Annotated in this window: 18 protein-coding genes, 1 pseudogene and 1 riboswitch; of the genes and pseudogenes, 15 read left to right on the top strand and 4 right to left on the bottom strand. The window is 70.6% G+C overall.

The window, feature by feature from the left end; all coding sequences use genetic code 11:
- Positions 1–350: 350 nt before the first annotated feature.
- From WMF36_RS01680 to cobJ, 14 genes and pseudogenes are all read left to right on the top strand, one after another.
- Complete coding sequence (locus tag WMF36_RS01680; RefSeq protein WP_437577809.1) at positions 351–1178, top strand: enoyl-CoA hydratase/isomerase family protein; 828 nt, start codon at positions 351–353, stop codon at positions 1176–1178.
- Positions 1179–2286: 1108 nt separating this feature from the next.
- Positions 2287–2491, top strand: a riboswitch (cobalamin riboswitch).
- Between the two features lie 77 nt (positions 2492–2568).
- The gene (locus tag WMF36_RS01675; RefSeq protein ID WP_437577808.1) at positions 2569–3303 is read left to right on the top strand and encodes an energy-coupling factor ABC transporter permease; all 735 of its coding nucleotides are present in this window, start codon (positions 2569–2571) and stop codon (positions 3301–3303) included.
- Positions 3300–3692, top strand: a complete 393-nt coding sequence (locus WMF36_RS01670; protein ID WP_437577807.1) for a hypothetical protein — start codon at positions 3300–3302, stop codon at positions 3690–3692. The genes WMF36_RS01675 and WMF36_RS01670 overlap by 4 nt, the downstream gene beginning before the upstream one ends.
- Positions 3682–4431, top strand: a complete 750-nt coding sequence (locus WMF36_RS01665) for a CbiQ family ECF transporter T component (RefSeq protein ID WP_437577806.1) — start codon at positions 3682–3684, stop codon at positions 4429–4431. Before WMF36_RS01670 ends, WMF36_RS01665 begins: the two co-directional genes overlap by 11 nt.
- Positions 4428–5255: an energy-coupling factor ABC transporter ATP-binding protein gene (locus WMF36_RS01660; RefSeq protein WP_437577805.1), complete on the top strand. Its 828-nt coding sequence runs from the start codon at positions 4428–4430 to the stop codon at positions 5253–5255. The genes WMF36_RS01665 and WMF36_RS01660 overlap by 4 nt, the downstream gene beginning before the upstream one ends.
- Positions 5231–6418 carry a CbiX/SirB N-terminal domain-containing protein gene (locus tag WMF36_RS01655; RefSeq protein ID WP_437577804.1) on the top strand — a complete coding sequence of 396 codons (1188 nt, stop codon included), beginning with the start codon at positions 5231–5233 and terminating at the stop codon, positions 6416–6418. Before WMF36_RS01660 ends, WMF36_RS01655 begins: the two co-directional genes overlap by 25 nt.
- A 172-nt stretch (positions 6419–6590) precedes the next feature.
- Positions 6591–6965: a DUF3209 family protein gene (locus WMF36_RS01650; protein WP_437485684.1), complete on the top strand. Its 375-nt coding sequence runs from the start codon at positions 6591–6593 to the stop codon at positions 6963–6965.
- Positions 6966–6978: 13 nt separating this feature from the next.
- A complete protein-coding gene (locus WMF36_RS01645; RefSeq protein ID WP_437577803.1) occupies positions 6979–7716 on the top strand; it encodes an FAD-dependent oxidoreductase in 738 nt (245 codons plus the stop codon).
- Between the two features lie 16 nt (positions 7717–7732).
- Positions 7733–8860, top strand: a complete 1128-nt coding sequence (locus tag WMF36_RS01640; RefSeq protein WP_437577802.1) for a cobalt-precorrin-5B (C(1))-methyltransferase — start codon at positions 7733–7735, stop codon at positions 8858–8860.
- Entirely contained in the window at positions 8857–9588 is a 732-nt protein-coding gene (locus WMF36_RS01635; protein ID WP_437577801.1) for a precorrin-8X methylmutase, read from the top strand. The genes WMF36_RS01640 and WMF36_RS01635 overlap by 4 nt, the downstream gene beginning before the upstream one ends.
- A complete protein-coding gene (gene cbiE / locus WMF36_RS01630) occupies positions 9585–10895 on the top strand; it encodes a precorrin-6y C5,15-methyltransferase (decarboxylating) subunit CbiE (RefSeq protein ID WP_437577800.1) in 1311 nt (436 codons plus the stop codon). The genes WMF36_RS01635 and cbiE overlap by 4 nt, the downstream gene beginning before the upstream one ends.
- The gene (cobI, locus tag WMF36_RS01625; RefSeq protein WP_437577799.1) at positions 10892–11692 is read left to right on the top strand and encodes a precorrin-2 C(20)-methyltransferase; all 801 of its coding nucleotides are present in this window, start codon (positions 10892–10894) and stop codon (positions 11690–11692) included. Before cbiE ends, cobI begins: the two co-directional genes overlap by 4 nt.
- Positions 11689–12828: a cobalt-precorrin 5A hydrolase gene (locus WMF36_RS01620; protein ID WP_437577798.1), complete on the top strand. Its 1140-nt coding sequence runs from the start codon at positions 11689–11691 to the stop codon at positions 12826–12828. The genes cobI and WMF36_RS01620 overlap by 4 nt, the downstream gene beginning before the upstream one ends.
- Positions 12821–14101 (top strand): annotated as a pseudogene (gene cobJ, locus WMF36_RS01615) (precorrin-3B C(17)-methyltransferase). Before WMF36_RS01620 ends, cobJ begins: the two are co-directional and overlap by 8 nt.
- Before the next feature lie 79 nt (positions 14102–14180).
- On the opposite strand, the gene WMF36_RS01610 reads toward cobJ, so the two are convergent.
- The 4 genes from WMF36_RS01610 to WMF36_RS01595 form a co-directional block, all read right to left on the bottom strand.
- The gene (locus WMF36_RS01610) at positions 14181–15296 is read right to left on the bottom strand and encodes an ABC transporter permease (protein WP_437577797.1); all 1116 of its coding nucleotides are present in this window, start codon (positions 15294–15296) and stop codon (positions 14181–14183) included.
- Positions 15293–16795 (bottom strand): sugar ABC transporter ATP-binding protein, encoded by a 1503-nt coding sequence (locus WMF36_RS01605; RefSeq protein WP_437577796.1) that lies wholly within the window; start codon positions 16793–16795, stop codon positions 15293–15295. The genes WMF36_RS01610 and WMF36_RS01605 overlap by 4 nt, the downstream gene beginning before the upstream one ends.
- Positions 16796–16827: 32 nt before the next feature.
- Positions 16828–17847, bottom strand: a complete 1020-nt coding sequence (locus WMF36_RS01600; RefSeq protein ID WP_437577795.1) for a sugar-binding protein — start codon at positions 17845–17847, stop codon at positions 16828–16830.
- A 152-nt stretch (positions 17848–17999) separates the two neighbouring features.
- Positions 18000–18998: an aldose epimerase family protein gene (locus tag WMF36_RS01595; protein WP_437577794.1), complete on the bottom strand. Its 999-nt coding sequence runs from the start codon at positions 18996–18998 to the stop codon at positions 18000–18002.
- A gap of 855 nt (positions 18999–19853) precedes the next feature.
- Here WMF36_RS01595 and WMF36_RS01590 point away from each other — a divergent pair.
- Positions 19854–20846 (top strand): NAD-dependent epimerase/dehydratase family protein, encoded by a 993-nt coding sequence (locus WMF36_RS01590; RefSeq protein ID WP_437577793.1) that lies wholly within the window; start codon positions 19854–19856, stop codon positions 20844–20846.
- Positions 20847–20938 lie beyond the last annotated feature (92 nt).

Raw genomic sequence — 20938 nt, 5'->3', positions numbered from 1 at the left:
CGCGACGGCGCCAGCGGGGGCGGGGGTGGAGGGACGCCGCGTCATCCGCGAGATGCGAACATTTTTGGCGGTTCGGGAGACAGCCTGTCCACGCGATTCCCCACGACCGCGTGCGGCCTGCGCCCAGGAACGCAATGTATAAGCACTGCCGCGGGGTGCTTGCTGAGTCCGCCGGAAACACAGACTCGCCTCCGTGTCCCGGAACAGGCGCGTGACTTCCGCTGGAAATCGCCCGCTCGTCGGAGCGGCCACGGGCTCGGCATAGCAGGCCCAGGCAGGCACGAAATGACGCCTTCCGAGGCGCAAGGCAGGCGCTTCCCCCCGGCGCCGGGCGCTGCTAACCCCACCCCATGACCGCTCAAGAACAGCAGCCGGGGATCCCTGCTCGCGGTACGCTCCAGCTCGTCGCCGTCGAGCGCGCGGGCCACGTCGCCATCGTGACCATCCAGCGGCCCGACAAGCTCAACGCCCTGAACCCCGCCGTCCTCGGCGAGCTCACCGCGGCCTTCCACGACCTGCTCGCGCCCGCCGAGGGCAACGAGGTCCGCGCGGCGGTGCTGACCGGCGCCGGCAAGGCGTTCGTCGCCGGCGCCGATATCGCCGAGATGGCCGCGATGAACAGCATCGCCGCGAAGCGGTTCGCCGACGCAGGCCACCGCCTCGGCGACCTCATCGAGACCGCCCCGTTCCCCGTGATCGCCGCGGTCAACGGCTTCGCGCTGGGGGGCGGCTGCGAGCTCGCCCTCGCCTGCGACTTCATCTACGCCGCGGAAGGCGCCAAGCTCGGCCAGCCCGAGGTGAACCTGGGCGTCATCCCAGGGTTCGGCGGCACCCAGCGGCTGCTGCGACGGGTCGGGCCCGGACGCGCACGCGAGCTCATCTACTCAGGCGACATGATCACCGCCGAGCAGGCGCTCTCGTTCGGGCTCGTCAACGCCGTCTTCCCGGCGACCGAGCTCCTCGCGCGCGCCCGCGACACCGCCCTCAAGATCGCCTCGCGCGGGCCGCTCGCCGTCGCCGCCGCCAAGCGCGTCATCCTGCGCGGCGAAAGCCTCGACCTCGCCGCCGCCAACGAGCTGGAAGCCCAGGCCTTCGCCGCGCTCTTCGGCAGCGACGACCAGCAGCTCGGAATGAAAGCTTTCCTGGCGAAATCGCAGGCCGCGTTCATCGGAAAGTGAATTTCCGAGCCGCACGCCAGAGGGCAAAAAAATACCGCGCATCATGCTGGAGGGGGGCCAGACATGACCGCGGCAGGGGGACCGCGGCGGCGTCGTGAACGCCCGCCGCGGTGCTCAAGAAAACCCGCACGCGCTCCGGGCCGGGGGGGGAACCGCGCCGGTGCGCATGCGGTGATCAGAGTGTGGCATCCGAGAGCAGGTTGTCGATAACAAAGTGCAAGGCATGCACGCGGGTGAGCGGATTGCGCCCGGCACGAGGACAGCCAGATGACCGCACAGCGCAGACGCCGCCCATTCCCGCGAATGCGCGTTCGAGCCGGGCATACCCGTGCACGGGAGACACCCTCCGGCGGAGTCCATTTTCGCGTTCTCGGAAAGGAGAACACGAGAGCCCGCCGCCCCCTCGCGGCGGACGCCGCGACGAAGGGAGCCAGGCACGGAACACCTGCTCACAAGTAAAGAGCCAGGACAAACAAGGCACACTGCCGCGAGAAAGCCACCGGGGCGTGCGCCGCGCGCACGGGGCGTGCACGCTCCGAGAGGGCCCAGCACCTGCGCCGCGCGCACGGGCGGCGCACGCCCCGAGAGGACGCCGGAGCCAGCAGCGACCCTGAGGTGAGCAAGTAAAGAGACTTTAACTACAGAAGCACAAGGCTTGCAGCATTTTCGAGAAAGCTTTGCCTCGTGCGTCTCGGTCAATTTCTCCTTCTCCTTCTCCTTACCTTCTCCTTCTTCGATTCCCCCATTGCACAGGGCGCGATCACGCGTGGAGCTGCCGGTCGGCTCGACAGGACGGCGCCATCCGCGCACGGCACACCGCGGCAGCGCCGGACCGCCCGCTCGTCATGCGGCGAGGGCGCGGCGCGATTCAGCGCGGGCACCCCCGCCCCGCCGAACGTCCGGACGAACGGAGCGCTCGACGGCCAGCAGCGGGCCGGACGGCACGAGGCGGGAGCTCGCACGCCCGGCGCGTCACGAGCGCGGTCCGGCGTGAGACGCGCGCCGCGAGACACCCGCCGCGAGACACCCGCCGCGAGACGAGCGCCTCCTCGTGATCGCGGCGCGACCTCCTTGACGCCGGGCGCGAAACGGGACTACCGAGCTCCATCTGACAATCTACGCCTCGGGTGCCCTCAGGGCATAACAGGGAAGCCGGTGCGAAACCGGCGCGGTACCGCCACCGTGAGTGGGGAGCTGCCTCCGAAGACCACTGGGCCTCATGAACAGGCCTGGGAAGGTGGACGCAGCGCTGGGAGCTCGAACAGCTCCCTGAACCCATGAGCCGGGAGACCTACCCGAGCCCCCCACGAGGTGCAGCTTGCGCACGTCTTCGTGGCGTTCGGGTGCGGACCTCACCCGGAGCGCCGAAATCGGTCCCCACGGCCGTGCCGTGTCCATCGCCTGCGTGTTCCTGGTGACGCTCCTCGCGGCCCGGCCCGCGGCCGCCATGCACCTCGCGGAAGGCGTCCTGCCGCTCGGCTGGTGCGCGGTCTGGAACGCGATCGCCCTGCCCTTCGTCGCGATCGCCCTCCACCTGCTCCGGCAGCGCACCCGGCAGGACGTCTTCTACAAGCCGTTCGTCGGCCTCGTCGCCGCCGCCGTCTTCGCGATCTCGTGCATGCCCGTGCCGGTGCCGACCGCCGGGACCTGCTCCCACCCGTGCGGCACCGGGCTCGCCGCGGTGCTCATCGGCCCCTGGATGGCCGTCCTCGTCACCGTGGTGGCGCTCCTCATCCAGGCCCTCTTCCTGGCGCACGGCGGGCTCACCACGCTCGGCGCCGACGTCGCGTCGATGGGCATCGCGGGCGCGTTCACCGGGTACCTCGCCTTCCGGCTCGCGCAGCGCTGCGGCGCGAGCCTCTGGGTCGCGGGGTTCCTGGCCGGCGTGACCTCGGACTGGGCCACGTACGCGACCACGGCGCTCGAGCTCGCGCTCGGGCTCGCTGGCGAAGGGTCGGTGACGTCCATGTTCACCGGCGTCGCCCTCGCCTTCGTCCCCACCCAGCTGCCGCTCGGCCTCCTCGAGGGCGCCATGACCGCGGGGGCCCTCGTCTTCCTGCGCTCCAGGCGGCCCGACATCCTGGAGCGGCTGCGGGTCGTCCCGCTCGCCGCGGGGGCGTCGTGACGCGGCGGGTCGCGCAGCGCGCGCTGCCCGCGTTCGCACGGCGCGCGCGCGCTGCGGCGCTCCGGCTCACCGCCGCGCTCCGGCTCACCGCCGCGCTCCGGCTCACCGCCGCGCTCCCGGCCGCCGCCGCGCTCGGGCTCGTCGCGTGCGGCAACGCCTCCTGGGACGGGGTCGACGAGGCCGTGATCCGCCGCGTCGCCGAGGACGCGGGGCGCCACGACACGGGGCCGCTGTTCGCGGGCTTCGAGGGCGATCTCCTGCTCTTCGCGTTCCTCTGGGCGGGGCTCCTCTCCGGCTTCGCCCTGGGCTACTTCTCGCGCGTGCTCTTCGTCGAGCGCGCCGGTCAGCCCGCCGGCAAGCCCGGCGGCGAAGGGCTCCGTGCCGACTGATCTCCCCGCGCGGCTCCGCGACGTGGATCCCCGGCTCCGCCTCGGGGCCGCCGTGGCCGCGTGCTGCGTCGCCGCGGGCGCGCGCTCGCCCTGGACGCCGGCCGCGCTGCTCGTCGTCGCGTGCGCGGCCCTCCGCCTCCAGGGCGTGACGGCGGGCGCCGTCCTCCGCGCGTTCGCGCCCGCCGCGTGGGTCGGGGGGCTCGCGGCCGCGCTCGCGCTCGCGCTCACCCCGGGGGAGCCGCTCCTCGCGGGCGCGCCGTTCCCGCTCGACGCCCTCACGCGCGAGGGGGCCGGCCGCGCCGCGACCATCGCCGCGCGCGTCCTCGCGGCGGCCGCGGTGCTCCGGTGGCTCGCCAGCGCCACCGCCCCCGCCGAGATCGAGGCGGCGCTCGCCGGGCTCGGCGCGCCCGCGGCCCTTGTCGAGCTGCTCGCGCTCGCGCGGCGCTTCGCCGGCGTGCTCCAGCGCGCGGCCGACGGCGCGTGGAGCGCCGCCGCGCTCCGCGGCGGGTTCGCGCACCCGCGCGCCGCCGCGCGCTCGGCCGGCGCCGTCGCGGGCGTCGTGGCGCTCCGGACCCTGGAGCGCTCCGAGCACGCCGCCCTCGCGATGCAGCTCCGCGGCTACAAGGGAAAGCTCCCCGTCGCCGACCGCCGGGCGAGCGCGCCCGCCGCGAACCTCGCGTTCGCCGCCGCCGCCCTCGCGGCGCTCGGGCTCAGCGTCGCCGCCGGGGAGGCGGGATGAGCGCCATCGCCCTGCGCGCCCCCCGGATCGGCTACCGCGGCGCCGAGCCCGCGCTGCGCGACGTGCGCCTCGACGTCGCCGAGGGCGAGTCCGTGGCGGTGCTCGGCGGCAACGGCGCCGGCAAGACCGCGCTGCTCCGGGCGCTCGTCGGGCTCCTCCCCGTGCCCGGCGGCAGCGTCGAGATCTCGGGCCGCCGCGTGGGCTCGCCCTCGGACGCCGTGGCCGCGGGCGCCGCGCTCGTGCTCCAGGACCCGGACGACCAGCTGCTCGGCGCGACGCTCCTCGACGACGTCCTGTTCGGCCCGAGGAACCTGGGCCTGCCCGCGCCCGAGGCGCGGCGCCGCGCCGAGGCGGCGCTCTCCGCCGTGCAGATCGCGCACCTCGAGGGCCGCGCGATCGAGGCGCTGAGCTTCGGCGAGCGCAAGCGCGCGTGCATCGCCGGGATGCTGGCGATGCAGCCGCGCGTGCTCTTGCTCGACGAGCCGACCGCGGGCCTCGACCCGGAGGGCGAGCTCTCCCTCTGCCGGACGCTGCGCGCCCTCTCCGAGCAGCAGGGGACCACGCTGGTCGCCGCGACGCACGCGGTCGATCTCGTGCCGCTCTTCGCGACGCGCGCGATCCTGCTCGGCGACGGGCAGGTCCTCGCGGACGGGCCGCCGCGGGAGGTGTTCGCGCGCGGGGAGCTCCTCGCGCGGGCGCGGCTCAGGCGGCCCTGGGTCGCGGAGCTCTGGACCCGGATGAGCCCGTCCCCCCCGCGGGGCCACGCAGGCCTTCCGCTCACCCTGGAGGAGGCGCTCGCATGCATGACGATGGGCTCCTGCTGATCGGCCACGGCAGCCGCGACGCCGCGTCGAACGCCGAGTTCGAGGCGCTCGTGGCCGACTACCGCGCCTCGCGGCCCGGGATCGTCGTGCAGCACGGCTACATCGAGCTCGCGACGCCCTACCTCGCCGACGCGCTCGCGGCGCTCGCGGCGCGGGTGTCCCGGGTGGCGGTCGTGCCGCTCTTCCTGTTCGCGGCGGGTCACGTGAAGAACGACATCCCGCTGGCGCTCGAGCAGGCGCGGGCCGCGCACCCGGGCGTGCGCTTCTCGGCGGCGCGGCACCTCGGCGTGCACCCGGCGCTCGCGGAGGTCGCGTTCGAGCGCGCCGCGTCCGTGCTGCCGGACGACCCGGCGGCGCGGGCCCGGACGGCGCTCGTCGTGGTGGGGCGCGGGGCCAGCGACCCGGACGCGAACGGCGATTTCTGCAAGATGGCGCGCCTCATCGGCGAGGGCCGCGGGCTCCAGCTCGTCGAGCCGACCTTCATCGGCATCACGCGGCCCTCGGTCGAGGAGACGCTCGATCGCATCGCGCGCCAGCGGCCCGAGCGTGTCGTCGTCCTCCCCTACTTCCTCTTCGCCGGCCGGCTCATGACGAAGCTCGCCGAGCAGGTCGATCGCTTCGCCTCGACGTACCCGTGGATCCGCGCGTCGCTCGCGCCCCACCTCGGCCTGTCGAGCGCGCTCTTCGGGCTTGTCGACGAGCGCGCGCGCCAGGCGCTCGCCGGCGAGTCGCCCCTCCCCTGCGACACGTGCATGTACCGCACGGCCATGCCGGGGCTCGCCCAGGAGGTCGGCGGGCTCAAGGCGATGCTCTACAGCGTGCGCCACACGCTGACGCACACGCAGGCGTCGAACCACCTGCACGCCCACCGCCCGCTGCGCAAGCACGTGCTCGTCTGCGGCAACGCCGACTGCGTGGACCGCGGCAGCCTGGCGCTGCTCGAGTCGCTGCGCCGTCGTCTGAAGCAGGCCGGCCAGCAGCAGCAGATCCGCGTGACGAGGACGTCGTGCATGGGTCGCTGCGGCGAGGGGCCGACGGTCGCCGTCTACCCCGACGGGGTATGGTACCGCGGCGTCCGCGAGGAAGACGCCGAGGACCTCGTGGAGGAGCACCTGCTCGGCGACCGCCTCGTCGCGCGGCTCGTCGACGACATCATGCAATGAGGCGGAGAAGACGAACCGCCACGAGAGATGAAGTAGGGAGAGAAGATGAACCGCCAAGTGTGCCAAGAAAGAATGAAGAGAGAACAGATCTCTCCCTTCTCTCTTGGCGTCCTCGGCGCCTCATTTTTTTTCGCTTCATTCAAACATCTTCTCGCTTTAGGAGACAACCGATATGGCCTGTCACGAAGTCGCCGCGCTCCGCCTGGGGCTCATGAACATCCTCGGCATCGACGACCCCGCCGAGCGCGCGCACGAGCTCGCCGAGCTCGGCCCTGCAGCGGAGGCGCCGGGGCCGGTCTCGGCGATGCTGCGCGCCGGAGATCTGAAGAACCTCTCGCGCCTGTTCGAGGGGTCGCTCGTGGAGCTCCAGGAGAAGGTCGCGAAGACCCCCGCGGGCGACGCGAAGCTCGCCTACCTGCGCTCGCTCCTCATCCTCACGAAGCAGGTCGAGCTCGACCTCCGCGCCCAGGTCGACGGGCTCGGCCGGCTCTACCGGGAGCTCGAGGAGATGCACGACTTCGTGCACGAGATCTACCCGGCGGAGTGAGCGGAGCAAACCGATGGCTCAGGGCAACCCGAAGATCAGGATCGCCCACGCAACGCCGCTCGGCCACGGCGCCCGGCTGCTCCGCGTCGAGCGCGTCGACGGCGCCGAGCTCGGCTTCGCCGGCGGGCAGTACGTGATCATCAACACCGGCGTCACCCTGCCCGGCGGCAAGCTCGCGAAGCGGGCCTACTCGCTCCTCTCGAGCGACGCCGAGCAGCGCGCCGTCGAGATCGCCGTGAAGCGCATCGGCGCCGGGCCGGGGTCGAACGTGCTCAACGACCTCCCCGCCGGCGCCGAGCTCGAGTGGAGCGGCCCCTGGGGCAAGCTGCGGCTCCCGCCGGGCTTCTCCGGCCGCGCGCTCTTGATCGCGACCGACACAGGCATCACCGCCGCGCTCGGCATCGCGCAGAGCGCGGCCGCCGCCGGCGCGGCGCAGCTCGACCTGCTCTGGCTCGTCGAGTCCGAGGACTACTTCCTCTCCGAGCCGTTCGTCCGCGAGCGCCTCCCCGCCCCCGTCCGCCTCTCGGTCGCCCGCGACCTCCCCCCGGTCGGCCACCCCGAGCGGCCGGCGCGCGCGTGCGCGCTCGTCAGCGAGCAGCACCTCTCCGCCGGCCCCTACGACGCCGTGCTCTGCGCGGGCGACGGCGCCGTCCTCTACCCGCTCCGCGACCGGCTGACCTCGCTCGGCGCGCCGGAGGGCAGCGTGCTCCTCGAGAGCTTCTTCAACAACCCGCTGAAGAAGTCCTTGTAATCGTTCAGGATCCTGTATGGCAGAGGTCCGGCCGAGAGACCCGAAAGGGCAGCGCGAGGGGTTCACGACGGGCGCGTGCGCGGCCGCCGCGGCCAAGGCGGCGGCGCGCGTGCTCACGCGCGGCGCGGCGGTCGACGCCATCGAGACGACCTTGCCGAACGGGCAACGCGTCACCTTCCCGCTGAAGCGCTGCGACCGCGACGGGCAACGCGCCACCTGCAGCGTCATCAAGGACGCCGGCGACGATCCGGACTGCACCCACGGCGCCGAGCTCGTCGCCGAGGTCGAGCTCCGCCGCGAGCCGGGCGTCGAGATCCGCGGCGGCGACGGGGTCGCCGTCGTCACGAAGCCCGGGCTCGGGCTGCCGGTCGGCGCGCCGGCCGTGAACCCCGTGCCGCGCCGGAACATCACCGAGATGGTCCTCGAGGAGCTCGAGGGCTCGGATTTCGCCGGCGCCACGGTCACGATCAGCGTCCCCCAGGGCGAGGAGATGGCGAAGCAGACCATCAACGCGCGCCTCGGGCTCATCGGCGGGATCTCCATCCTCGGGACGAGCGGGATCGTGAAGCCGTACTCCACCGCCGCCTTCCGCGCGAGCGTGGTGCAGGCGATCGACGTCGCCGCCGAGCGCGGCATCGCGACGCTCGCGCTGACGACCGGCGGCAAGTCCGAGGCGTACGCGATGAAGCTCTACCCGGAGCTCCCGGAGGACGCGTTCATCCAGGTGGGCGACTTCATCGGCACCGGCGTCCGCCACGCCGCGCGGCGGCGGATCGCCCGCGCGGTCATCGTCGGCATGATCGGCAAGCTCTCGAAGATGGCCGACGGCAAGATGATGACGCACGCCGCCGGCTCGGAGGTGAGCATGGAGCTGCTCGCGCAGATCGCCGAGGAGCTCGGCGCGCGGCCGGAGATCGCGGCGGAGATCCGGCAGGCGAACACCGCGCGGCACGTGCTCGAGCTGTGCCAGCGCGAGGGGCTCACCGGCGTCGCGGGCGGGATCTGCCGGCGCGTCGTCGAGCACACCTCGGCCCACGCGGGCGGCGCCATCGAGGTGCACGCCTGCCTTGTCGATTTCAACGGGGCGCTGCTCGGCCGGTACCCGGCCGGGGCCGCCTGCACAGACAGAGCGGAGGAGCCATGAGCGGTGCCAAGATCGGTGAAGACGCGCGCGCGGTGAACGACATGCGGCAGATGACCGCGCTCGGGCGGCGCATCGAGGACAAGAGCTTCGCGATCATCGACGAGGAGGCCGGCGCGCACGGCTTCCCGCAGGCGGAGTGGCAGGTCGTCCGCCGCGTGATCCACGCGACCGCGGACTTCGAGTTCTCGTCGCTCATGCGGCTCCACCCCGAGGCGATCCCCCGGGGGATCGAGGCGCTCCGGGGCGGCGCGCCGGTCCTCGTCGACGTGAAGATGATCGGCGTCGGCCTGAACGAGCAGCGCCTCGCGTCGTACGGCTGCAAGATCCACTGCTTCATCTCGGATGACGACGTCATCCAGGCCGCGTCGGCGGCCGGCTCGACCCGCGCGATCGAGTCGATGCGCAAGGCGCACCGGCTCGGGCTCCTCGACGGGGCGGTCGTCGCGATCGGCAACGCGCCGACCGCGCTGCTCGAGGTCGTGCGCCTCGCCCGGGAGGAGGGGGCGCGGCCGGCGCTCGTGATCGGCGTGCCGGTCGGGTTCGTGTCGGCGGCGGAGTCCAAGGAGGCCCTGCTCGAGTCCGGGCTCCCCTACATCGTCGCGCGCGGGCGCAAGGGCGGGAGCCCGATCGCCGTCGCGATCGTCCACGCGCTGCTGCTCCTCTCGGCGGACCCCCCGGATCCGACGCTGCCGTCCGGCCCGGCGGCCCCGGCGATGGTGGCGCGATGAGCGCGAGCGCGAGCGCGCGCCGCGCCGTGACCGTCGTCGGCATCGGCGACGACGGGTGCGCCAGCCTCTCGAGCCGCGCCGCGTCCGCGGTCGCCCGGGCCGAGGTGCTCGTCGGGGGCGAGCGGCACCTCGAGTTCTTCCCGCAGTTCCGCGGCGAGAAGATCGCCCTCAAGGGCGGCCTGTCCGCGGCGCTCGACCGCGTGGAGGCCCTCTCGGCCGAGCAGAACGTGTGCATCCTCGCCTCGGGCGACCCGCTGTTCTTCGGCGTCGGCGCGCTCGTCGTCCGGAAGCTCGGGGGCGAGCACGTCGAGATCATCCCGACCCTGAGCTCGGTCCAGTGGGCGTTCGCGCGCACCGGCATCGCCTGGGACGACGCCGCGTTCGTCTCGGTCCACGGGCGCTCGCCCGAGGGGTTCGCGACGCGCCTCCGCCGGCTCTCGAAGGTCGCGGTGCTGACCGACGGGGAGAACAGCCCGGCCCGCCTCGCCGCGCGCCTCCTCGAGCACGGCGATACAGGCTGGAAGGCGTGGGTCTGCGAGAGCCTCGCGGGCGCGGGCGAGCGCGTGCGCGCGTTCGACCTCGCCGCGCTCGCGTCCTGCGACGACATCGGCCCGCTGAACGTGCTCCTGCTCCTCAGGAGCGATCCGGCGTGGCGGCCGCCGCCGGCTGTCCCCTACCTGCACGAGGACGCGTTCGCGAAGCGCATGCCGAAGAACGGCCTCATCACGAAGCGCGAGGTGCGCCTGCTCTCGATCGCGTCGATGGCGATCCGCCCCGACGCGGTCGTCTGGGACGTCGGCGCCGGCTCGGGGTCGGTCTCGATCGAGGCGGCGATGCTCTGCCCCCTCGGGCGCGTCTACGCGATCGAGGTCGACCCGGAGGGCGTGGAGATCTGCCGGGACAACGTCCGCACGCACGGGGTCGATAACGTGCGCGTCGTCGCGGGCCGCGCGCCCGAGGCGCTCGCCGCGCTCGAGGACCCGGACGCGGTGTTCGTCGGAGGGAGCAAGGGGAGCATGGAGGAGATCATCACGGCGGCGCTCGATCGGTTGCGGCCGGGCGGCCGGCTCGTGGTCAACGCGATCACGATGGAGAACGTGGCCGAGACGTACCGCGCGCTCCGGGCGCGGGGGCTCGACCCCGAGGTCACGCTGCTCTCGGTCTCGCGCGGCGTGCCGCTCGCGCGCTACATGCGGTACGAGGCGCTGAACCCGATCCACGTCTTCGCCGCCACGAAGCCCGCGAGGCCGCAGGAAGCGGAGCGGGCGCAGTCGGCCCGGCCGGCGCCCGCCTCGGAGGCGTCATGAGCGGCCTCGGCAAGCTCTACGGCGTGGGCGTCGGCCCCGGCGCGCCGGACCTGCTCACGCTGCGCGCCGTGCGCGTCCTCGAGGCTGCGGACGTGCTCGCGCTCCCCCGCAGCTCGGACTTCGGCGCCTCGATGGCCTACCGGATCCTCTCGCCCGTCGTCCCCAAGCGGCCGGACCAGGAGCGGCTGCTCCTCACCTTCCCCATGAGCAAGGACCCGGATCGCGTCCGCCCGTACATCGACGCGGCCGTCGGCCAGATCGGCGACCGGCTCTCGCGCGGCCTCTCCGTCGCGTTCGCCACCGAGGGCGATCCGTCGCTCTTCAGCACGTTCGTCTACGTCCGCCGCGAGGCGCTCCGCCGCTTCCCCGGGCTCGAGGTCGAGGTCGTCCCCGGCGTCACCTCGGTCACGGCGGTCCCGGCCGTGAGCGGGCTCTCGCTCGCCGACGGGCAGGAGCGGATCGCCATCCTCCCCGCCACGTACGGCGTCGACGACCTGACCGACGTCCTCTGTCGCTTCGACACCGTGGTCCTGATGAAGATCGGCTCGGAGATGCCGAAGGTGACCGAGGCGCTCACGCGGGCGGGCCTCCTCGATCGGGCGGTGTTCGTGTCCAAGGCGACGATGCCCGAGCAGCGCATCGTCCGGGACCTGCGGGCCGCGCAGGACGAGCGGGGCGACTGCTTCGCCATGGTCGTCGTCACGCGCGGGGAGCGGAGCGGGCTCCTCGTCGGCGAGGCCGAGGCCTCGCTGCCGGGCAGCTTCGAAAAGGCACCTAACGAACCGGAGGCGCCATGATCGCCGCGCGCAAGCCCTACGCCGTCTACGCCATCACGCGCCATGGAATCGACATCGCGCGCCGGCTCGTCCCGGGCCTCCCGGGCGCGGATCTCTACGTGTCGCAGAAGCTCTTCGACGGGGCGCCGGAGGGCGCGAAGCCGCTCCCGCTGCCGATGGGGCCGCTCTTGAACGAGGCGTTCACGGCCTACGACTGCCACGTCTTCGTGATCAGCGTCGGCGCCGTGGTGCGCATGGTCGCGCCGCTGCTCAAGAACAAGAAGGTCGATCCGGCGGTCGTGTGCGTCGACGACGCGGCCCGGTTCTCGATCTGCGTGCTCTCCGGCCACGTCGGCCGGGGCAACGCGTTCACCGACAAGGTGGCCGCGCTGCTCGGCGCGCAGCCGGTGGTGACCACGGCGTCCGACGCGCTCGGGACGCTGACGGTCGACATCCTCGGCCGCGAGCTCGGGTGGACCCTCGACGACCCCGATCGCAACGTGACGCGCGGCTGCGCCGCCGTCGTGAACGCCGCGCCCGTGCTGTTCGTCCAGGAGACGGGCGAGCCGTCGTTCTGGCCCGAGGGGACGCCGCTCCCGCCGGGCGTGCGCTACGCGACATCGCTCGACGGCGTGGATCCGGACGCGTGGGAGATGCTCCTCGTCGCGAGCGATCGCGATCTGTCGCGCTCGCACCCCGCGGTCGTCGAGCGCGCCGTCGTCTACCGCCCGAAGAGCCTCGTCCTCGGCGTCGGCTGCGACCGCGGCGCGCCGCTCGACATGGTGGAGCGCGGGGTCGACCGGCTGCTCGACGAGCACGGGCTGTCGGTCCAATCGGTGAAGGCGCTGGCGACGATCGACAAGAAGGCCGACGAGGAGGCGCTGCTCGCGCTGTCGGCGCGGCGGGGGTGGCCGCTCGTCACGTTCACGGCCGAGGAGCTCGACGCGACCGAGGGGATCGAGAACCCGTCGGAGACGGTGAAGAAGCACGTCGGCGCCCGGGGCGTCGCCGAGCCCGCCGCCCTGCGCGCGGCCGGGGCCACGAGGCTGCTCGTGCCGAAGCGGGCGTACACCGAGCCGGGCGTGGGCCGGTCCATGACGCTCGCCGTCGCGCGCGTCCCGTTCGCGAAGCGCACCATCGAGGAGAGCCATGGGTGACAAAGGAGTCCTGTCGATCGTCGGAATCGGCCCCGGCGCCGAGGCGCACGCGTCCCGCGCCGCCCTGGAGGCGATCGCCTCGTCGGATCTCATCGTGGGATACACGACGTATATCCGGCTGGTGAAGCACCTCATCGAGGGCAAGGAGGTGGTCAAGACCGGTATGACCGAGGAGATCGGCCGGGCGCGCGCCGCCGTGGAGCGGGCGCGGGACGGCGGGCGCGTCGCGATCATCTCCTCGGGCGACGCCGGGGTCTACGGCATGGCCGGGCTCGTCTTCCAGGTGCTCCAGGAGATCGGCTGGAAGCGGGGCGAGTCGCCGGAGCTCCGCATCGTGCCCGGCATGACCGCGCTCAACGCGTGCGCGTCGCTCGTCGGCGCGCCGCTCGGGCACGACTTCTGCGCCATCTCCCTGTCCGACCTCCTGACCCCCTGGCCGGCCATCGAGCGGCGGCTCGAGGCCGCCGCCTCCGCCGACTTCGTCATCGGCCTTTACAATCCGGCGAGCGGCCGGCGCACGCGCCAGATCGTGCGGGCCAAGGAGATCATCGCGCAGCACCGCGCGGGCACGACGCCGGTCGCGCTCGTGAAGAGCGCCTATCGCAAGCTGGAGAGCGCCGTGATCACCGATGTCGATCACTTCCTCGACTACGAGATCGGGATGCTCACCACGGTGCTCGTCGGCTCGACAAACACCTTCCTGTTCGAGGGGTACATGGTCACGCCGCGCGGATATACAAACAAGTACACATGGGATGGGGAAGCGCTCCCGGGCCAGACGCCGGGGCGCACGCTCGTGCTCTCGGACGAGATGCTCACTTCATCGGACGAGAGCCTCACTTCGGAGGAGGTCTAGATGGCACGCGTAGGAAGGCTGGGCGGCGCGATCCTCGCCGAGACCCAGGGAGAGTATTACCTCGTCGGCAACACAAAGGCGCCGGTCGACTTCCGCGAGGCGGGGTTCGAGCCGCCGGACGAGGTCGATCTCGTGAAGGGGGTCTATCTCCGGCTCAAGCCGCTTCGCGAGGTCAAGGTCGAGGCGCCGGTCCTGCTGCTCGACCTCGAGGGCGAGGAGCTCGCGAAGAAGCTCGTCCACCGCTTCGTGATCGACCGGAACGGCTCGGTGAGCGAGCGGCTATGGCGGCTCGTCTACAGCCCCGACGACCCGCTCGACGACGCCGAGACGCCCGTGGAGCGCGACGCGCGCTGGCTGGGCGACATCCCCGAGACCATCTGGCAGCTCGTGCGCGACAACGTGCTGCGCTGCCTCTAGCCTCGAGCTGCGTCGTCCACGTCTGTTCCTGGCGCGCGGCAGGCCTCGAGCCGCCCCGACCCCGTACGGGCCGGAGGGCTCAAACGTTTTCGTGATCGGGCGATCGTGCGGCCGGCGACTCCGCTGCGCTGAAGGCCGCGGCCGCCTGGAGGCTCGGCGCCGCCTCGGCGGCTCCCGCGGAGGCACGCCGGGTGCGCCGTTTTTCCTGCACCATGTGCACGATCTGGTCGAGGATGACGGCGACGAGGATCACGGCGCCGATGATGATGAACGTCCAGTTCGGGTCCAGGCGCCAGATGCGTCGTATGCCGTCAGCGTCCTCGTACGGCATCTGGAACATGTTGATGCCGTTGTCGATGACCCGCATCAGCGCGGAGCCGATGAGGATGCCGAGCACCGTGCCTTCACCGCCGCGAAGCGAGCAGCCGCCGAGCACCGCCGCGGCGATCGCGTACATCTCGTACGCGATGCCGACCTGTTGCGACATCTGCCCGATGTACGACGCGTAACAGACGCCAGCGACGCCGCCGAGGCCCGCCGAGATCACGTAGGTGGACGTCTCCACCCGCTTCACGCTGATACCGGAGTACTCCGCTGCGTCGCGATTGCCGCCGATCGCATAGACGTAACGCCCGAACACCGTGAAGTGCAGCGCGTAGGTCGAGACGCCGATCACGGCGAGGAAGATCAGAAACGGATACGGGACGAGCGCGTCGCTGCCAACGTTGAGCAGCCCGCCGTTCGCGAGGTGGAGCAGCGGCGAGCCCCCGAGGCTCAGGGTGCCGCCCTCGGCGATGGTCTGCGAGACCCCGCGCAAGAACAACATGCCGCCGAGCGTGACGATGAACGGCTGCAGCTTGAGCCGCGTGATCAAGAGTCCCTGGCCGAGGCCGATCAGCAGCGCCACGCCGAGCGCCGCCGGAATGCCGATCCACAACGAGTAGCCCAGGCCGCCGGCCTGGCTCGACGAGAGCTTCGCGATCAGGACGCCCGTCAGGCCGATCACGGACCCGATCGACAGATCGATGCCGCCGGTGATGATGACGAAGCCGATGCCGATCGCGAAGATCCCGAGCATCGAGATCTGCCGCAGGGTGTTGATCGAGTTCGACTGCCCGAGAAAATCCGGGTTCGAGATGTAGAGACCCAGACACATCACGACGAGCGCGATGGTCATGCCAAGCTCGCGCCTCACGACAAAGCCTCCTCGCCGGCGTGGCCCGTCATCAACGTCGCGATCCGTTCCTGGCTGAGCCGCTCCCGCGGCAATACCCCCTTGATGCGTCGCTCGTGCATGACGGCGACGCGATCGCTCATTCCGATGATCTCTCCCATGTCCGAGCTGACCATCAAGATCGTGATGCCTCCATCCGCGAGGGTAGCCATGTGGCGGTAGATCTCGGCCTTGGCGCCGACGTCGATCCCGCGTGTCGGCTCGTCCACGAGCAGCACGCGCGGGCTCATGGCCAGCCATTTTCCGAGCACCACCTTCTGCTGGTTTCCGCCGGAGAGGTTCGCGACGCGCTGACGAATGCCAGGCGTCTTCGTCCGCAACCGCTTCACCTCCGATTCGGCGACGCGGCGCTCCGTCTTCCTGTCCAGGAAGCCCCAGCGGTTGTAGTTGCCGATGTTGGGCAGGGAGGTGTTCTCAGCGACGCTGAGCGGCAGCACGAGGCCGTGCCGCTTGCGATCCTCCGGCGCCAGGTAGACGCCGCGGTCGATGGCGTCCCTGGGTCTTCGAGGAGCAAACGCCTCGCCCTCGAGCGTCATGCGTCCGCCGAGCGCAGGAGTCACCCCGAAGATCGTCTGCATGAGCTCCGTGCGGCCCGAGCCGACCAGGCCGGCGAAGCCGAGGATCTCCCCGCGTTCGGCCGAGAAGGAGACCGGCGCGGGCGCGCCGGGCACGACGAGGCCTTCGACCACCAGCACGGGCTCGGTCGACCTCCGCGGCCGCTTCTCCGGGAAGTAGTGCGCGCTCAGCTCGCGGCCCACCATCATGGAGACGATCTTTTCGTGCGTCGCTTCTGCGCGCGTGAGGTCCCCGACGTAGCGGCCGTCGCGCAGGACCGTCACCCGGTCCGCCAGCGCCATGACCTCTTCCATCCGGTGCGAGATGTAGACGATGCCGATGCCGTCCGACCGGAGCTTGGAGATGATCTGGAAGAGATGCTCGGACTCACCGCTCGTCAGCGACGAAGTCGGCTCGTCCATGATGAGGATACGCGCGTCCAGGGCGAGCGCCTTGGCGATCTCGACCATCTGCATCTGACCGGCGGTCAACAGGGACACCGGGGTCGAGGGCGGGAGCGACAAGCCCACGCGCTGAAGCAGCTCGTGGGCGCGGGCGTACATGCCGCCCTTCGGCAGCGGACGGAGGAGCGCTCTGGCCCCGCCGCCCTCGTTGCCGAGGAAGATGTTGGCGGCGATGTCCAGGTTCGGCGCCAGCATCAGCTCCTGGTGGATGAGCGCGATGCCGAGGCGCTTGGCGGCGCGCACGCTCTCGAGGGTGACCTTCTTCCCTTCGATCCAGATCTCGCCTTCGTCGGGCTGCTGGGCGCCCCCGAGGATCTTCATCAGCGTGCTCTTGCCGGCGCCGTTCTCGCCCATCAGGGCGAGCACCTCCCCCGGCTTCAGCGAAAGGGAGACGCCCTGGAGCGCGACCACGCCGGGAAACCGCTTGTTGATCGCGCTCATCGCGAGCAGACTCGGTAGCGCCGCGGTCACGCTCACCTCTTCATCTCGGCGAGCTTCTGCTTGAACTCCGCCACGTTGGCCTTCTCGATCACCTCGATGCCGGTGTCGATGCCTTTGCTCGCCGGGATCTGCGCGATGGCCGCGTCGGGCTTTGTCGCGAGCTCATGCGCCCACTTGCTCGCCATGTAGCCGAACTGAAACGGCTTCTGGACGACCGTGACCGAGATCGTGCCGTTCTCGATGGCCGTGAGCGTCCCCTCTTCCTCGTCGAACACGGCCGCGAGGACCTTGCCCTTCTTCCCGAGAGCCTCGATGGCCGCCGCGATGGCGGGACCGTTGTAGGACCACAGGCCTGCGACGAGCTTCAGGTCCGGGTGCGCATTGATGATGTCCTCCACGTTGGAGCGCGCCTTCGCGCGGTCCGTATTGTCCTCGCGCTTGTCGACGATCTCGATGTTCTTGCCGGCGATCGCGTCCTGGATGCCCTGGAGCCGCTGCTTCGCGTTGTCCGCGGACAGCATGCCGACGAACACGGCCATCTTGCCGCCGCTCGGGAGGAGCTTCACGATGTGGGCGCCGAGCGCCTTGCCGGCCTCGTGGTTGTTGGTGCCGATGTAGAGCAGTCGGTTCGACTTCGGGGCGTCCGAGTCGAACGTGATGAGCTTGCTCTTCTCGGCCGTCTTGTTGAGCACCGGGACCTGATCGCCCGGCGCGATGGCGCTCACGGCGATAGCGTCATAGCCTTGGCTCGAGAGGTTTTCGAGGATCTGGTTCTGCTCCTCCGTGGTGCCGTTCGGCGGCATCTTCACGTCGACCTGGACCTTGCTCTCTTGCTCGTATTTCCGGACGCCTGCCTGAGCGATCTTCCAGAACTCGCTCGCGTTGTTTGTGACGAAGGCGAGCTTTACCATCTTCGGCTTCGAGCCGGCCCCCTCGGCGGGCGCGGCGCCCGTCCCCTCGCTCTGCTTGCCGCACCCCGTGATCGCGAGCAGCGCCAACAGGAAGAGCGCGGTGATCGCCCAACCCTTGCCCCAGGACTTCGTCTCTTCCACGGCAGGTCTCCTTGCTGATTCAATGTTGATCACGTTGACACCCTGCGTGGCATCCACGACCCGACAACGCTGACTGCCCTGAAGCGCGGGCGTGAAGCCACGCGCGATCCCGCCCGTACCGATGACACCGAAACAGAGCATGGCCGCCTCTCTCACTCCGCCGTGAAGCGGTGAATCATTGTGTGTTTATAGGCCTGCCCCGGCTTGAGAATCGGCTGCTCTCGCCAGGCCGGCACGTTGATCGCGTTCGGAAACTTCTGGGTCTCCAAGCAAAGCGCCGCGTGCTGCACGTACGTGGCGCCTTTGCCCTCCTTCGAGCCATTCATGAAATTCCCGGAGTAGAACTGCACGCCGGGCTGATCCCCCTCCAGCGTCATCACGCGGCCGGACTTCGGATCTTTGAGGCGCGCCACGGGTCGCAGGGCGGCCGGGTCTCCGTTGACGACGAAGTTGTGATCGTACCCGACAGGGTCTCCGCCAACGGCCTTCAAGTCCCTGCCGATGGGCTTGGGCGCCGTGAAGTCGAACGGCGTACCTCTGACGGGCTTCACGGCTCCGGTCGGGACGCCCGGATCGCCGGGCGTGTAGCTGTCCGTATAGAGCGTGAGCTCGTGATCGAGGATCGTGCCGGAGCCGTGCCCGCCGAGGTTCCAGTACGAATGGTGGGCCATGCTGACGAGCGTCGTCTTGTCCGTGACCGCCTCCATCTCGACGCGGAGCTCGTTCCGGTTCGTGAGCGTATAGACGGTCTTCGCAGACACGGTGCCAGGATACCCCTCTTCTCCGTCCTTCGACACGTACGTGAGGCGGATGCTCGGGCCGTCAGGGGTCTCGGCGGTGGCGGCGCTCCACACCACTTTGTCCCAGCCCTTGGCGCCGCCGTGCAGGTGGTGCGGCTTGTTGTTCGAGGCCAGGGTGTACTCCTTGCCCTCGAGCTTGAACTTCGCGTTGCGGATGCGGTTGGCGACGCGGCCAACCGTCGCGCCGAAGAACTGGTTGCCGGTGAGATAGCCGTCCAGGTTCTCGAAACCGACGACGACGTCGGCGAGCTTTCCGGCCTTGTCGGGCACGTGCAGCTCGGTGATGATCGCGCCGTACGTCATCACCTTGAGCACGAGGCCGTTCGCGTTCGTGAGAGTGTAAATATCCACGCCTTGAGCCTCGATCTCGCCATGACGAGCCTTGGTGATGGCGAGGGGCTTCGCGGGCGCCACGTCTGGCACGGGCGGTGGCACGCTCGGGGTCGTTGCCGGCGCGGGGGCAGGCGTCACGGGCTCTGCGGCGGGAGGAGGCTGCGTTCCCGAGCAGCCGAGCGTGAGCAGCAACGCCAGGGCGGTGCTCGCTCGGCGTTGCCTAACCCAGGTCCGGCTCGCTCGTCCAGATCTGCTGCTCTGAGCTCGTCGTTCGAGAAAACTCGCAATCCGCATGGAACATCTCCTCTCTCCTGCACGCCAGCGGCGCGCTCTTACCGCATTGCGCCTCCGCGGCGGCGTCGGAAACTCGCATCCGTGACGGCCGAACGAACGGAATCGGCGCCGAGATCGATCGGGACGACGAAGGTCTCGGTGCGCACGACGTTTCACCCACGAGGAAGCAAAAGGATGCCCCCCGAGCGCATTGTGAGCGTTCACATATTCGGTGTCAACTCCATTGGAAGGACCGCGGGTATCTTCGATCCAGTCGGGCGCCCGCGATGACCGCGGTCCGGCGCCCCCTCCTCTTGACGCGGCGCTCCGGAGGACCCGCTGGCTTTGTCCTCCCTCGGGCTCGAGGATACCCGCGGTCCTTCCAATGGAGTTGACACCTGGCATGTGACCGCTCACGATGCGCCCGAGCTCCATCCTTTTGCTTCACCCTGGGTGGGTCGTCCACGACGCGCGGCGCCGAGAACGTCGGACGATCGATCCACCAGAACGACCCCGACACCTCCTGTTCAACAGGCCCTTCTACGCCGGCGCCCACCAGTACAGCTGCTTCGGCGTGCACCCGGAGCGAGGAGCGACAACGTGAGTGAGACAAAGCGAGTTCTGGTCACCGGGGCGGCGGGGAAGGTCGGCCAGGCCTTCATCCGCAGGTTCCTGTCGGACCCCAGGTTCGAGGGCTGGAAGGTTCGTGCGCTATGCCACAACCGCATGCTGGAGCCGACGGCGCGCCTGGAAGTGGTGCGTGGGTCGATCGAGCACAGCGCCGTGACCAGCGAGGCGGTGGAGGGCGTGAGCCACGTGCTGCACCTCGCGACCAGCAAGGAGACCGCCGACAGCATCATGGACGTGGCCATCAAAGGCATGTTCTGGCTGCTCGAGGCCTGCCGCGTCAGTCCTGCATTCAAGCAATTCATCCTGGTCGGGGGCGACGCCGGGATGGGCCACTTCTTCTATCCACACCCCGTCCCCGTCACGGAGGCGCAGAAGCACAGCGCCTACCCGGGGTGTTATGCGCTGTCCAAGGTGCTCGAGGAGGTCATGCTCGAGCAATACTACGTCCAGTATGACCTCAACGGATGCTGCCTGCGTGCGCCGTGGATCATGGAGAAGGACGACTTCAAGGCCCAGCTATCGTTCGGTGACGACGTGTTCGGAGGGCCGAGGTGGCGCGATTGGGTCGGAGCCGAGGCGGCGGAGGGTCACGTCCGCTCGGGCGCCGTCCCGGTGATGCTCGACCCTGACGGCAAGCCGGTGAAGCGTAACTTCGTGCATGTGGAGGATCTCGTCGCCGCGCTCCTCATGGCGATCGACAACGAGAGAGCCCGCCAGCAGACCTTCAACGTCTGCATGGATGAGCCGGTGGACTACGGTGAGCTGGCGTCTTACCTGGAGACGACCCGGGGCCTGCCGAGCGTGAAGGTGAAGACGCCCTACCATTCGACCTGGCTGGACAACACGAAGGCGAAGTTCCTGCTCGGTTGGCGGCCGCAGTACAATCTGGCGCGACTTGCGGACGCCGCCTTCGACTACGTGCGCGCGCCCGATGATCCGCGGATCACGTGGTACCCGGGTTAGCACTGCTGCGGGAAGTCGGGCCGCGAAGCGAGCGGCCATGACGCCAAGGGCGCCAGGAGACCAGGGGAGTAGGAGTTGAGGACTCCCCTCAA

Origin of the sequence: Sorangium sp. So ce887, assembly GCF_051521455.1 — a bacterium.
GTDB lineage: Bacteria > Myxococcota_A > Polyangia > Polyangiales > Polyangiaceae > Sorangium.
This window is presented reverse-complemented; position numbering and strand designations above follow the sequence as displayed.

What these genes read in the sequence shown, in the direction of transcription:
- WMF36_RS01680 (WP_437577809.1), top strand. Translation starts at nt 351, where the DNA reads ATGACCGCTCAAGAACAGCAGCCGGGGATCCCTGCTCGCGGTACGCTC.
- WMF36_RS01660 (WP_437577805.1), top strand. Translation starts at nt 4,428, where the DNA reads ATGAGCGCCATCGCCCTGCGCGCCCCCCGGATCGGCTACCGCGGCGCC.
- WMF36_RS01655 (WP_437577804.1), top strand. Translation starts at nt 5,231, where the DNA reads ATGCATGACGATGGGCTCCTGCTGATCGGCCACGGCAGCCGCGACGCC.
- WMF36_RS01650 (WP_437485684.1), top strand. Translation starts at nt 6,591, where the DNA reads ATGGCCTGTCACGAAGTCGCCGCGCTCCGCCTGGGGCTCATGAACATC.
- WMF36_RS01645 (WP_437577803.1), top strand. Translation starts at nt 6,979, where the DNA reads ATGGCTCAGGGCAACCCGAAGATCAGGATCGCCCACGCAACGCCGCTC.
- WMF36_RS01640 (WP_437577802.1), top strand. Translation starts at nt 7,733, where the DNA reads ATGGCAGAGGTCCGGCCGAGAGACCCGAAAGGGCAGCGCGAGGGGTTC.
- WMF36_RS01635 (WP_437577801.1), top strand. Translation starts at nt 8,857, where the DNA reads ATGAGCGGTGCCAAGATCGGTGAAGACGCGCGCGCGGTGAACGACATG.
- cbiE (WP_437577800.1), top strand. Translation starts at nt 9,585, where the DNA reads ATGAGCGCGAGCGCGAGCGCGCGCCGCGCCGTGACCGTCGTCGGCATC.
- cobI (WP_437577799.1), top strand. Translation starts at nt 10,892, where the DNA reads ATGAGCGGCCTCGGCAAGCTCTACGGCGTGGGCGTCGGCCCCGGCGCG.
- WMF36_RS01620 (WP_437577798.1), top strand. Translation starts at nt 11,689, where the DNA reads ATGATCGCCGCGCGCAAGCCCTACGCCGTCTACGCCATCACGCGCCAT.
- WMF36_RS01605 (WP_437577796.1), bottom strand. Translation starts at nt 16,795, where the DNA reads ATGAGCGCGATCAACAAGCGGTTTCCCGGCGTGGTCGCGCTCCAGGGC.